This window comes from Methanobrevibacter sp. (genome assembly GCF_045644645.1).
Taxonomy (GTDB): Archaea; Methanobacteriota; Methanobacteria; order Methanobacteriales; family Methanobacteriaceae; genus Methanocatella.
This window is the reverse complement of sequence record NZ_JAZRHE010000137.1, coordinates 1-12814: the sequence shown is the minus strand read 5'-3', so window position 1 is coordinate 12814 and position 12814 is coordinate 1. Positions and strand designations below refer to the sequence as shown.

The window sequence follows — 12814 nt, the reverse complement described above, 5'->3', positions numbered from 1 at the left end:
TTAAATGACAGACAAAAACGAAGCAAATAAGGCGCTAATCGATAAAATAAATGAAGTAGAACAAGAAAACAACAAAACCTTTTCAAACACTCAAAAAATTCTTTTGACAACTGACGGATCCATTACAGCCATTTTAGATGTGTTATATGGTAAGATTACATTAACCACTTTGGACCAGCACTTTGAAGAGGCCGATGAAAAACATGCAAGGTTGGTCAATGTTCCAGTTGGCGAGCAGATTAACTTTAGGGAAGTCATAATGCACAAGGATGACAAACCATTAATATATGCCATATCCCACATTCCGCTATCCAGATGTAATTACGAAATATGCTCAGACCTAATCAGGGCAGACATACCCATTGGCAGGATTCTGAAAACACATGACATCGAATCAAGAAGAGAAATTAGAAACATATTCATAGAAGAGCCGGACGACAAATTGAAAGAGATATTCGGCACTGATGAAGAGATGCTGGCTCGCGATTATGTTATCATAAACTGCGATGAAATTTTAATGTGGATTAAGGAAGTATTCCCGATAAGCCATTTTACCGAAATTTAAGTGATTACAATGGAACCCAAATGCAACATCATAGAAAATGAAATTCGAGAAACAATAACAGAATTAGAAGAAGAACACAATCTTAAACTATCAACTACCCAAAAAATACTGTTAACAATAAACGGACCGGTTACACCAATTTTGGATGTTTTATACGGCGAAGTCAGATTATTCATGTTGGAACAGCATTTTGAAAAGGCAGACAAGACCGTTGCTGATTTGGTTGGAATAAATGAAGGGGACGACGTGCTATACAGAAATGCCATTGTATTTAAGCGCAGACAACCATTAATCTATGTGGTGTCATATATTCCAAAAGAAAGATGCACTGATGAAATTGCTGATGAGTTACTTAAAGGAAAACTAACAACCGGCAAAATAATAGACAAACATAATATCGAGACCGTGCGGAAAATAAATAAGATTAGAATTGAAAAAGCAACACCAATCCTTACAGAACTATTCAAAACAACTGAAGACATGCTAACCCGCGAATATGTATTGATGAACAAGAAAAATGTAGTTATTTGGACTAAGGAATCATATCCTTTAAGCTATTTCAAAATATGAGTGGTTAAATGGCGTTGAATTAAAGGATACTGAAGTGCCAAAAACCATTAGCTATAAATACTTTGACGGAAAAAGCATTCCAATAGATGTATTTTACATCCCGTATCAATTCCTACCACATGAAAAAAAGGATAGGACATATATTTTTGATTAAATGATTACATGCACTTAAGAAAAATACCGTGCAGAAACCGCTATGATTGAAAAAGATTATGGCAAACAATAGCAATACGCAAATTCAAGTGATTAGATGAATACGCAAAGCAAACCCATACCGAACATAATTAGAGAAAAGATAAAGGAAGTTGAAGACGAAAACGACATAAAACTTTCAACCATACAAAAGATACTGTGTGCAATAGAAGGGCCCGTTGTTACAATGCTGGATGTCTTATACGGCGATGTCAACTTATTCGTATTAGACCAGCACATGGAAAAAGCGGATGAAAGCATTGCTGAAAAACTTGAAATAAATGTAGGCGACGAAATAAATTTGAGAGAGGTCATCATCCATAAATATGGTCGTCCGCTTGTTTATGGATTATCTTACATCCCAAAAGACAGGTGCAGTGATACTGTCATTGAAAAATTAGTTAGGGAAGACATAACTACCGGCAGAATACTTCTGGAGCGCGAAATAGAAACACTGACAAAAATAGAAAATATTTCAATCGAAAAACCAGATGAACACCTTAAAAATCTCTTCCACACTAATGAAAATCTATTAACACGCGAATATGTATTGATACACAAGAAAAATGTAGTTATCTGGTCTAAGGAAGCATATCCATTAAGTTACTTTAAAGAATAGGTGAAAAAACATGGGTGTTAAACTAAAAGATATTGTAGAACCGAAAACCATCAGCTTTAAAGACCTGGAAGGGAGAAGCGTTTCAATAGATGCATTTAACACTCTTTATCAATTCCTATCAACCATAAGGCAAAGGGATGGAAGACCCCTAACCGATGAAAACGGGAATGTCACATCACACCTTAGCGGAATATTATACAGAAACTCATCAATGATTGAAAAGGATATAAAGCCCATCTATATTTTTGATGGAACCGCACCCGAGCTTAAAAGCGAAACTCAAGCAAAAAGAAGAGAGATTAGAGAAGAATCCGAAAAAATATTCAAAGAGGCGCTTGCTGAAGGGGACACTGAAAAAGCCCACAAATATGCAATGAGATCATCAAAGCTATCCCCCGAAATTATTGAATCGTCCAAAAAGCTGTTGACATTAATGGGAATTCCTTATATTGAAGCTAAAGGGGAAGGTGAAGCGCAGGCAGCATACCTTGTTTCAAAAGGGGATGCATATGCAGTGGCCTCCCAGGATTATGACTGTCTCCTGTTTGGAGCCAAAAGGGTTGTCAGGAATCTGGCCGTCAGCTCAAACCTCGGAAACCTGGAATTCTATGAATTGGACAAAGTTCTAAGAAAACTGGACATTACCCGTGAGGAACTGATTGACATGGGGATATTGATTGGAACTGATTTCTGCGAAGGGCTTAAGGGAGTAGGTGCCAAAACTGCTTTGAAACTAGCCCACAAGGGACAACTGAAAGAGAAAATAGCTGAACTTCAAAAGGAATCAACCCACAACTTAGATGAAGTTCGTGAAATTTTCCTGAATCATGAAGTAAACACTGACTATAAAATCAAATGGGAAAATCCAAAACAGGATAAGCTTATTGAATTTTTATGCTATGAACACGGATTTTCCGAAGACCGCGTTATAAAGGCATCCGATAAACTTAAAAACCTCAAATCATCACAAGGCAGCCTTGATGCCTGGTTTTAAATAAAAAAAAGATATGGATATTTTCAACCCATTAAAAAACCGAATTGTCTTATTTCTGCAAATCCAACGGAACTTAACAAAACAACTGCAACAGCCGATATGTTTTTTCTGAATATGAAAAAAGAACTATTTGAGTTGCGGCAATTTTTAGAAATTTTTTCCTTTTAAGATTAACGCTTTATTGGACAAGCTAATAAGGTGGAAAATCTTCACCGAAGACATTTTTTGCATATTGAATAGCCAAATTAACCTGATGGGGATAATCTTTCATTATATCCCTCTCAAAACATTGCCTTGAAGGAGACCCTAAAATCAGCTTCAAAAGTTTTTCATAAGTGTCAATAGCCAAATCCTCATCAAATCCATATTTTTCAACAACAACAGGATTTAATTTCTCGGCACAGGGAAATTCTAAAGTTTTGCAAACCGTACTGGTTGAAAAATAAGTCATTCTGATTAACGGAGATACAGATGACACCAAAACATGATTTCCAACTTTAATCAATGGTGGAATGCCTGTCTTTTCATATCTTTCCATTGAAGTCAATTTATCGTAATTCTGAAGGTCATAACAATGGAGTTCAGTGTAAAAATCAGGTTCAAAGTATTTTATCAAGTCCAGTATCTTTAAACCCAAATCAGATTCATAATATTCCTTTTTGATTGTTGAAATGTAAGGTGTTTTATCAAAATTATAAAAATAGAATTGGCCGGGCGACAGATCTTCATCCTTAATTCTTTTAATGAACTTCAAAGACGTTACGCCTTCATTTCCATGGACCCCTCCAATAAATAATTTAACGGGTCCTTCACCATTATCTATGTATCTGAAATAAGACATGAAAAAAATAAGAATTTGAAGGAATTTTATGTTCCTTCCTGCCAGTTTGCCATGTAAGCTTTTTGCTTATCTGTTAATGAGTCGATTTCGATTCCCATAGCGTCTAATTTCATGCTTGCTACAGTGTAGTCGATTTCATCAGGTGCTTTGGTTACGCCGACCGGCAAATCGTTTTCTAGGATATGTTTTGCAGACAATGCCTGTACGGCAAAGCTCATGTCCATGATTTCTGCAGGGTGTCCTTGTCCACGTGCTGCGGATAAGTTTACCAAACGACCGTCAGCTAAAAGGTAGATTTTACGACCGTCATTGGTGGTGAACTCTTCAATACTTTCACGCACTTCTTTAACTCCGGTTGAAATTGCTTCCAAGTCAGGACGGTTGATTTCCACATTGAAGTGTCCGGAGTTCGCAAGCATACATCCATCCTTCATGTACTTGAAGTCATCGCCGGAAATGATATCTGCATTGCCTGTTACTGTAATGATTAGGTCTGATTGTTTTACTGCTTCCCTGATGGTCATCACCCTGTATCCGTCCATCCTTGCTTCCAGTGCACGGATTGGATCCACTTCGGTGACTATTACATCGGCACCAAGCCCTGCTGCACGAAGTGCTAATCCGCGTCCGCACCATCCGTATCCGCAGACTGTTACGGTTTTTCCTGCAATTACCATATTGGTTGTTCCCATGATTGCATCGAAGCTTGACTGACCGGTTCCATAACGGTTATCAAATAAATATTTGGTATAGGCATCGTTTACTGCGATGACTGGGAATTTTAATGCTCCATCAGCATGCATTGCCTGTAATCTGTGTACTCCTGTTGTGGTTTCTTCACAAGCTCCTTTGATGTGGCTTAAGAGTTCTGTTCTTTCGTTATGAAGAACCATAATCATGTCTGCCCCATCGTCGATGATTATGTCCGGTTTGTGGTCAAGAACCATGTTGATGGTCTGATAATACTCTTCATCATCCTGTTCTCTCCAGCCGTAAACGTTTAATCCCAGATCGGCTGCTCCCGCAACTGCATCGTCATGTGTGGATAATGGGTTGCAGCCGGTCATTGCGACTTCTGCTCCACCAGCCATTAAAGTCAGACCTAAATTAATTGTTTTAGGTTCCAAGTGTAAACATGATCCGATGGTAATTCCTTTGAAAGGTTGAGTTTCTTCATATTCTTTCTTAATGGATTCCAAAACAGGCATATGCTTTTGAACCCATTCAATCTTTCTAACACCTTCCGGTGCCAATGACATATCTTTAACTTTACTCATAGTAATCACTATAAAAATTATATTATAATACAATATATTATATTATAAGTTTTTAAATATAATGTTTTTTCTCAAAAAAACCAAAAAATCCCTTAAAAACAAAAACTTTAAATGTAATGATAATGATAAGTATATATGTTAGATGCCGGGGTGGCTCAGCTGGTTAGAGCGCACGGCTCATAGGGTAATAAAGCAGTGCTCTAGCTTATTCCTGGGATACCGTGAGATCGCGGGTTCGAATCCCGCCCCCGGCATCCAATATCCCAGGAATTTTCCATCTTAACCACTTTTTTTTAAACATCATTTTTCAAATCATAACTATTTTATATTTTGCAAATCAAAATAGTCATGTTAAGCTATTGAGGATTTGAAAATGTTATACAATACACTTGGAAAGACCGGTTTAGAAGTTTCAAGACTGGGTTTTGGAACTATGAGACTTCCGACAAAAGGTTCCAATGATCAGATTGTTGAAGATGAAGCATCTGAAATGTTAACCTATGGAATAGAAAATGGAATTAATTTAATAGATACAGCCTATCCATACCACAGCGCTACTTTAGAAGGCAGTGGAAACAGTGAAATTTTTTTAGGCAAATTTTTAAAGGAAAATAACTATAGGGAAGATGTCTTAATCTCCACAAAATCGCCTTCATGGGCTATCGAAAGAAAAAAGGACTTCGACCACTACCTTGACGAACAGCTCAAAAAGCTTCAAACCGATTATATAGACATTTATCTGCTCCACTCCCTTACAGTCCATGATTGGAACAAAGTAAATGACTTAGGCGTTTTAGATTTTCTAGATGACTGCCTTTCAAGCGGCATTGTAAGACATGTTGGATTCTCCTCGCATATCGAAGTCGATTATTTGATTGAAATCCTTGATGAATATCCCAAATGGGAAGTTGTTTTAACTCAAATGAATTATCTTGACGAATACTATCAATCCGGCGTAATGGGGCTTGACTATCTAAAACAAGTCAACGTTGGAAGCATGATTATGGAACCCCTCAGAGGCGGAAGGCTTGTTCAAAATATACCCCCATCAGTCCAAGATATTTGGAATAGGGCTGAAGTAAAAAGAACACCTCTGGAATGGGCATTACAATACTTATGGAACAGGGATGATGTTGACTGTGTCTTAAGCGGCATGACAAGCCTTGAACAGGTTAAACAAAATGTCGAAATAGCTTCAACTCCAGATAAGATTAATGAACATGACCAGGAAATCATAAGAGAAGTTGCAAGAGAGTACAGGACATTTTTAGGAAACAAATGTACTAGATGCAGCTACTGTATGCCTTGCCCTCATGGGGTGGACATCATCAACTGTTTAACTGAATACAATATTGCCCATATGATGAATGACCCTAAGGCCAGTGCAATGCAATATTTCACATTGATTGATGATGATTCAAGAGCGGACAGCTGCATTCAATGTGGAGAATGCATTCCCTTTTGCACTCAAATGTTAGATATCCCAGAAGAGCTCGTTAAAGTCCATGAATATTTTGGAAGTGAATTTGACCACTTTTGATTTGATTCAATTCATTTTTCAGATATGAAATTTAAACATTGAATCAACTTTTTATTTGTTTTTTATAATGGCTTGAACAAATAGCTATTAAAATTTAAAATCTATAGCATTATTTTTACTAAAAAATGTAAAACTTATACATTAATATATCAAAAAAAATAAATTACCATTATCTACCTATTTTTCAAAAACATTTATATACAATGAGGTGGAAATATATTTCCTAGGTAGGAAGATATTTTCCGACTACTTTATTATACTCAATATTCACAGCAATATTGGAGCTGATTTAATGAGCGACATTAACGAAGAAAAAATGGAAAGAATAATTGAACAAATGGTAGAGGACAATATTAAATTTATCCGTTTACAATTTGTTGACATTAATGGTACTGTAAAAAATATTGTCATTCCATTCAATAAAGAGGACATAGAAGACCTATTTAATGAAGGAATGTTATTTGACGGATCTTCAATTGCAGGATTCGTTGGAATTAATGAAAGTGATTTAGTATTGAAACCGGATATAAATACATACTCAAGATTATCCTGGAGACCTGAAGAATCTGCCGTATGCAGATTTATTTGTGATGTATGGACTCCGGAAAAAGAACCGTTTGTAGGAGACCCAAGAAGCGTGCTTAAAAAATCCCTAGCAAAAATCGGAAAAATGGGATTGAAATATAACATCGGTCCGGAACCGGAATTCTTTATCGTAGACATTGATGAAAACGGATATCCAATGCCATACGATGATGCAACCTACTTTGACGTGGAACCTCTCGACAAAGGCCCTGACTTCAGAAGAGAACTGACCTTAAACCTAGAGGAACTTGACTTTGAAGTGGAAGCTTCCCACCACGAAGTGGCACCTGGTCAAAACGAAATTGCATTCAAATTCAAAGACGCATTAAAAACTGCAGATGCTGTAATTACATTCAAACAAGCTATTAAAGCTATTGTAGATAACATGGCAACCTTTGACCAAATGGACTACAGGGTAACCTTTATGCCAAAACCATTCTTCGGCGTGAACGGAAGTGGTATGCACTGTCACCAATCCATATTCAAAGGCGACAAAAACCTGTTCTCTGATCCTGATTCAGACACCGGCCTATCAAAAGATGCGCTTCACTTCATGGGAGGGTTGCTTAAACACGCTCCTGCAGTAACTGCAATTACAAACCCTATTGTAAACTCATACAAACGTTTGGTACCAGGTTATGAAGCTCCAGTATACAGAGCATACGGTCTTAAAAACAGATCCGCTTTAATCAGAGTCCCAGCAGCCCGTGGAAAAGCTACACGTATTGAATACAGATCCCCTGACCCAGCATGTAACCCATACCTTGCATTTGCAGTGATGCTGGAAGCGGGTATTGACGGTATTCAAAACAAAATCGATCCGGGAGACCCTATCGAAGATAACATTTACACAATGACCGAAGAGGAAAGGGAAGCAAAAGGAATTAAAGTATTGCCATCCAGTTTATGGGAAGCTTACCATTCCCTTGAAGAAGACCCACTCATATTAGGGGCTTTAGGTGACCACATCAGTGAAAAATTCCTAGAACTCAAATATCAGGAATGGGACGAATACCGTGTCCAAGTATTCGGATACGAACAAAGAAAATATTTAGATATCTAAATCTAAATATTATTTTTTATTTTTTAAATTTAATTATAACTAATTCGTTAATTATGATTAAATTTAATTTATAAAGGGAGTTTTTATGTCAGAATCAGAACACCGAATGATTGAAATATTAAGGATATTGAGTGCTCAAAACAAGCCGACAGGTTCCAAATTAATAGCCAATGAATTAAAGAATAAAGGTTTTAATTTAGGGGAACGTGCAGTCAGATATCACATGCAAATTTTAGATGAAAAAGGATACACCGAGAGAATGGGATATTCCGGAAGGCAAATCACAGACCTTGGCCGCGAAAAATTAGAGAAAGGATTGATTTATGATCAGGTTGATTTCATCCACTCAAAATTTGAAGAAATGATTTATTTGACTGACTTCAACTACATGAATCAAAGCGGGAATGTGGTTGTTAATACTTCGACCATTTATAACGAAGAATCCGTTAATATACTTAAAAGCATTTTTGAAAGTGGTCTTTCTGTAAGCCCCTATGTTAATTTAAACAGGGTTGCAAACAAAGATGAAATCGAAGTGACAACATTATGCGGAACAACCATTGATGGGATACTCCTAAATGAAGGAATATCAACACAACCGCAATATGGAGGGCTCCTAAAAATTGAAGATTCAAGCCCCGTCGAATTTACGGAACTGATATCCTATAAAAAAACATCTGTAACACCCCTTGATGCATTTTCAAGTTCCAATTTAACATCCGTTTTGGATGTAATCAGCAAAGGCAACGGTATCATACCTGCAAACTTCAGATTGATTCCCGGAATCAGCAGGCAAAAGACAATTGACATTGTTAACAAACTGAATAATATCGGAATCGGCGGAGTGATAGCCATTTCTGAAGAAGGAAAGGACATATTGGGATTGCCTGTTCCGGATGGAACTGTTGGAATGGCAATCATCGGCGGTATAACACCATTCTGTGCGCTTAAAGAAATCGGACAAGAAATCGACATAAAAATAGCTGAAGAAATAAGGGACTTTAAAACCTTGTCGCCACTTACATCAACAATACACAATAGTTTAAAACCGCCGAAAGACAGCAACAATGCAAAACTCCCATTTTTACTTTCAAAATCCTGGAATTTAATCCAGCAAGTTAACTTTGATGTTGAAAAAAGAAAAGGAGACATCATAGCAAATATTTCATACATACATAAAGACGATGTTGATGCGGCATTATCCATTATGGAAGAAGCATACAACAACAATCCAAAATACATAAATCCATATTATAAATTAATAGATCATCCAACCGACGATGAAAAAATCGGAATAGCTACAATATGCAGTTTAAGTATCGATGGACTTTTAATCAACAACGGAATTAAAAGTACTCCAAAATATGGTGGTCTTCTGGAGCTGACCGAACCGCCATTGTTTATCGATTTGATATCCTATACCGGTACAACAGTGGATCCGCATAAAATATTTTTATCAAAAAACTTTACTTCAATCAGTAGAAATATCGGCCCTAACAAGATATTGGCCAGTGTAAAAGAAATTCCATACATTGCACGTGATTATGCAGTTTATTTATTGGATATTTTGAATAATATTGGATTTTCCATTTATAAAATCGGAAAACCTAGAGAACTGGTATATAACGCAAAAGTAGACAACTATAACTTCGGCGTTATTGCTGGCGGCGGCCTTAATTCAATCGGCGCCATTAAGGAAAAGGGCATAGACATTGAAGTCAAGGCCATTGAAAAGTTAATTCCTTTTGAGGATATGGACAGGCTGTAACTAAATTACAGTCACAACCACATCTTCACCATTTTTAGGCTTATGAACAAATTCTATTATATCATCTTCAACTTCATAAACATCTATTTCGACTGTAGCTCCCAATTCACTTTCATCAAGTGAAATTAGCATTTTAAATCCTGGTTTTCCAAAGTATTCTGAAAAGTCCATATTTAAAACTTCCCCTTCTGCAAAAATCCTATTGTAGGATATCTCCAAAATATCATGGATTTTGACATTTTCCTTTAAGTATTTCACAGCATCCTGTGTTGTTAACTCTAACTCTTTCATGTTACCAACTCCACAATATCATTAATTATGTTTTCTACTATATAAAGTTGTTCGTATAATATGAAACAAAATAATTTTTCCGTGAAAAATCAGAAATTATAAAATAAATATAAAAAATAGAGTTTAAAGAATTTCGATAATCAATTCTTCATCATCATGAATATGGCGCATTTCAATTAAATCTTCTTCAAGATCATTAAAATCAATTTCAATGGATTGATTTAATATTTCGCCATTTAACTGCATCGCTACCCTAAGACCTTCGCCGGTTTCCTCATCTTCTTCAGTTATTCCCAACACTTCGCCGGGAGCAAAAATACGGTTATATGAAACTTCCAAAATGTCCCTAACATGAACATTGTTCCTAACGTATTCAACTGCTTCATCAAAGGTCATCTGAACTTCTTTTACCATTTTATCGCCTTGCTTATTTAAAAAAAGAAAAAAGAGAGAGGAATTATAAATTCCTGTATTCTCTGATTGAAGTATATTCGTCGTCCAATTCGCCGTAAGTAGCTAATTTTTCTTTGTTAGCTTCAGCGTCTAAGTAAAGGTTACCTTTACCGTTAAGACCAATATCTCCAGTATATTTAATATATTTACCTTCGAAAGTGACACCGTCAACTTCAGGATCAACTACAATACCGTCAAGGACAAATCCTTCGAGTAATCTTCCGAGGAATCCGTGAATGACAATGTTACCGTTTTTCATTTGTCCACCAGGCCAACGGTTTACGTTACCGTCGATTTCGATGATACCTTTGGTCATGTGAATACCAGCTAAGATATCACAGTCACCTTTAACGTGGATTCTACCACCGGTTAAACATTCACCACATTGTTTTCCGGCGTTACCGCCTACAACAATTTGTCCTCCGGTCATACCTCTCCATTCACCAATGTAAGATGCACCGGTGAATTCTTTGGTGTTACCTTCGATTTCAAGGTATCCTCCGGACATTTCTCTTCCAGCGTGAGCAGCTGCATCACCTTTAACGAGAATGGATCCACCGGACATTTCAGCACCAACGTGTAAATCTACACTGCTGTTACATACGATGTTTCCAGCGCTCATTTTACAACCGATGTATTTTACCCTGTTTAAATCTCCGTTGAGAATCATTTCAACTTCAGCAGGACTGTCAGCTTCTCCTTCTACAGTAATGTCGAAGAAGTCAGTGATTGGGAATCTTGAGTTTCCGATTGGAACTTGATATTTAGCGAAATCTGCTTCAGTCCAGGCATAAATTTCATCAGGAATTAATTCATCAAATTCTAAAGCGATTGATGAAGTTTTGATTTGATCAAATGTAATTGTTTTCAAACTTAACACCCCTATTTACCATCAACGTCTACTCTAATTGGGTTAGATACATAGTGGTCGTGTACTGGGTAGTTTTCCCATTTAACTGAGTAGTATTGAGTAAAGAATGGCATGATGTTGTTGATAACTTTTTGTTCGTTTTGTTCCCATCCTTTTACGTTAACCCAAATGTTTTGACTTTCTTTAACTTTAACGATTTCTTTATCTTTTACTAAGATTTGACCATCTTTAATAGTGTATTCAGCTACATTGAAACCTTCTTCGATTGCAGCAGCTTCTCTTGATGGGTCAATATCATTAGGATTGATGTCATATACAGCAATGTCTGCTCTGTAACCAGGGGTAAGTGCACCTCTGTCTGTGAATCCGTAGATTCTAGCTGGAGCAGCTCTGGAAATAGTTGCGATTTCGTAGAAATCGTATTCTCTTTCGAGAGTTGGGAGAGTGGTTCTTCTTTGTGCCCATTTGTGGACTTCTCCGTTTTCCATCATTTCCATCCTTCTTTGGTTACTCATCAACCAGGATATGATTCTAGGATATCTGGTGTATGGACCTGCGTTAGGGTGGTCAGTGGTTAAACATACTTGCCATGGGTTTTCAATTCCTAAGAATAATTCAAGACCGATAGCCCATTGTAAGGTGTTAACAGGGTTTTTACCAGAGTAGATACATGGAATGATACCTGCTGCGGTTTCACATTCAATGTCCTTGTTGGTCCATTTAAGACCGGATAATTTGAATAAGTCGTATTCCATTGGAGCGTCTGCAGTCATGGTTGTGGTTTCATCCAAGGTTACTTGACCTACATCACAAGTAATGTGCTTGTGCTTGTTGATGTAATCAGCAAGTTCTGGTGCAGCAGATCCAGCATCTTTCCAACTGTTACCAGTGTAGGAGTGGAATTGTAAGTGACAAACGTGCATAGTTTGGTCTCTGATTTCAGCTGCTTTGGAACCTTTTTTAACATCTTTTACTGCGTCCATAGTTTCGAGAGTGGTAGTGTAGTTACCTGGGTGTCCTAAGTCGTTAGGGTGAATGTGGATAGAGTGAGGTAAGTTCAACATTTCATTAGCTTTTGCTAAAGCAATGATAAGTTCTTTGGAAGTTACGTCAAAGTATGGTGCTTTATCGTTTACACCGTGTACGTTCATACCCCAACCCCATGCTTCACTTCCACATGGGTTT

The 12814-nt window shown here is 37.1% G+C and carries 13 protein-coding genes and 1 tRNA gene; 8 read left to right on the top strand and 6 right to left on the bottom strand.

Translation table 11 applies throughout. The features are described from left to right. Positions 1–4: 4 nt before the first annotated feature. From ACKI4K_RS07990 to fen, 4 genes are all read left to right on the top strand, one after another. The gene (locus ACKI4K_RS07990) at positions 5–565 is read left to right on the top strand and encodes a chorismate--pyruvate lyase family protein (protein WP_407423985.1); all 561 of its coding nucleotides are present in this window, start codon (positions 5–7) and stop codon (positions 563–565) included. Positions 566–574: 9 nt separating this feature from the next. Continuing rightward, positions 575–1135: a chorismate pyruvate-lyase family protein gene (locus tag ACKI4K_RS07985; protein WP_407423983.1), complete on the top strand. Its 561-nt coding sequence runs from the start codon at positions 575–577 to the stop codon at positions 1133–1135. A 250-nt stretch (positions 1136–1385) separates the two neighbouring features. Further along, complete coding sequence (locus ACKI4K_RS07980; RefSeq protein ID WP_407423981.1) at positions 1386–1946, top strand: chorismate pyruvate-lyase family protein; 561 nt, start codon at positions 1386–1388, stop codon at positions 1944–1946. Positions 1947–1956: 10 nt separating this feature from the next. Further along, a complete protein-coding gene (gene fen / locus ACKI4K_RS07975) occupies positions 1957–2940 on the top strand; it encodes a flap endonuclease-1 (protein ID WP_407423979.1) in 984 nt (327 codons plus the stop codon). 190 nt (positions 2941–3130) lie between these two features. On the opposite strand, the gene ACKI4K_RS07970 is transcribed toward fen, so the two are convergent. Beyond that, positions 3131–3781 (bottom strand): DUF2119 domain-containing protein, encoded by a 651-nt coding sequence (locus ACKI4K_RS07970; protein ID WP_407423977.1) that lies wholly within the window; start codon positions 3779–3781, stop codon positions 3131–3133. Between the two features lie 26 nt (positions 3782–3807). Then, entirely contained in the window at positions 3808–5058 is a 1251-nt protein-coding gene (ahcY, locus tag ACKI4K_RS07965; RefSeq protein WP_407423975.1) for an adenosylhomocysteinase, read from the bottom strand. Positions 5059–5202: 144 nt separating this feature from the next. Here ahcY and ACKI4K_RS07960 point away from each other — a divergent pair. The 4 genes from ACKI4K_RS07960 to ACKI4K_RS07945 all read left to right on the top strand — a co-directional run bounded on the left by ACKI4K_RS07960 (position 5203) and on the right by ACKI4K_RS07945 (position 10014). Next, positions 5203–5312 (top strand) — tRNA-Met (locus tag ACKI4K_RS07960). Between the two features lie 119 nt (positions 5313–5431). Further along, positions 5432–6598, top strand: coding sequence for an aldo/keto reductase (locus ACKI4K_RS07955; RefSeq protein ID WP_407423973.1), 1167 nt, complete (start codon positions 5432–5434; stop codon positions 6596–6598). 292 nt (positions 6599–6890) lie between these two features. After that, positions 6891–8246: a type I glutamate--ammonia ligase gene (glnA, locus tag ACKI4K_RS07950; RefSeq protein ID WP_407423971.1), complete on the top strand. Its 1356-nt coding sequence runs from the start codon at positions 6891–6893 to the stop codon at positions 8244–8246. An 85-nt stretch (positions 8247–8331) separates the two neighbouring features. Beyond that, positions 8332–10014: an NrpR regulatory domain-containing protein gene (locus tag ACKI4K_RS07945; RefSeq protein ID WP_407423969.1), complete on the top strand. Its 1683-nt coding sequence runs from the start codon at positions 8332–8334 to the stop codon at positions 10012–10014. Here ACKI4K_RS07945 and ACKI4K_RS07940 read toward each other — a convergent pair whose 3' ends face one another. The 4 genes from ACKI4K_RS07940 to ACKI4K_RS07925 all read right to left on the bottom strand — a co-directional run. Next, positions 10015–10305, bottom strand: coding sequence for a DUF2097 domain-containing protein (locus ACKI4K_RS07940; RefSeq protein WP_407423967.1), 291 nt, complete (start codon positions 10303–10305; stop codon positions 10015–10017). A 123-nt stretch (positions 10306–10428) separates the two neighbouring features. Continuing rightward, on the bottom strand, positions 10429–10719 hold the full coding sequence (locus tag ACKI4K_RS07935; RefSeq protein ID WP_407423965.1) for a DUF2097 domain-containing protein: 291 nt from the start codon (positions 10717–10719) through the stop codon (positions 10429–10431). Between the two features lie 43 nt (positions 10720–10762). After that, complete coding sequence (locus tag ACKI4K_RS07930) at positions 10763–11638, bottom strand: formylmethanofuran dehydrogenase subunit C (protein WP_407423963.1); 876 nt, start codon at positions 11636–11638, stop codon at positions 10763–10765. A gap of 2 nt (positions 11639–11640) precedes the next feature. Beyond that, the coding region (locus tag ACKI4K_RS07925) for a formylmethanofuran dehydrogenase subunit A (RefSeq protein WP_407423961.1) at positions 11641–12814 on the bottom strand (1174 nt) is incomplete at its 5' end.

Coding starts and splice junctions, on each gene's coding strand:
- ACKI4K_RS07935 (WP_407423965.1), bottom strand. CDS start 10,719: ATGGTAAAAGAAGTTCAGATGACCTTTGATGAAGCAGTTGAATACGTT.
- ACKI4K_RS07990 (WP_407423985.1), top strand. CDS start 5: ATGACAGACAAAAACGAAGCAAATAAGGCGCTAATCGATAAAATAAAT.
- ACKI4K_RS07970 (WP_407423977.1), bottom strand. CDS start 3,781: ATGTCTTATTTCAGATACATAGATAATGGTGAAGGACCCGTTAAATTA.
- ACKI4K_RS07955 (WP_407423973.1), top strand. CDS start 5,432: ATGTTATACAATACACTTGGAAAGACCGGTTTAGAAGTTTCAAGACTG.
- ACKI4K_RS07940 (WP_407423967.1), bottom strand. CDS start 10,305: ATGAAAGAGTTAGAGTTAACAACACAGGATGCTGTGAAATACTTAAAG.
- ahcY (WP_407423975.1), bottom strand. CDS start 5,058: ATGAGTAAAGTTAAAGATATGTCATTGGCACCGGAAGGTGTTAGAAAG.
- fen (WP_407423979.1), top strand. CDS start 1,957: ATGGGTGTTAAACTAAAAGATATTGTAGAACCGAAAACCATCAGCTTT.
- glnA (WP_407423971.1), top strand. CDS start 6,891: ATGAGCGACATTAACGAAGAAAAAATGGAAAGAATAATTGAACAAATG.
- ACKI4K_RS07945 (WP_407423969.1), top strand. CDS start 8,332: ATGTCAGAATCAGAACACCGAATGATTGAAATATTAAGGATATTGAGT.
- ACKI4K_RS07980 (WP_407423981.1), top strand. CDS start 1,386: ATGAATACGCAAAGCAAACCCATACCGAACATAATTAGAGAAAAGATA.
- ACKI4K_RS07985 (WP_407423983.1), top strand. CDS start 575: ATGGAACCCAAATGCAACATCATAGAAAATGAAATTCGAGAAACAATA.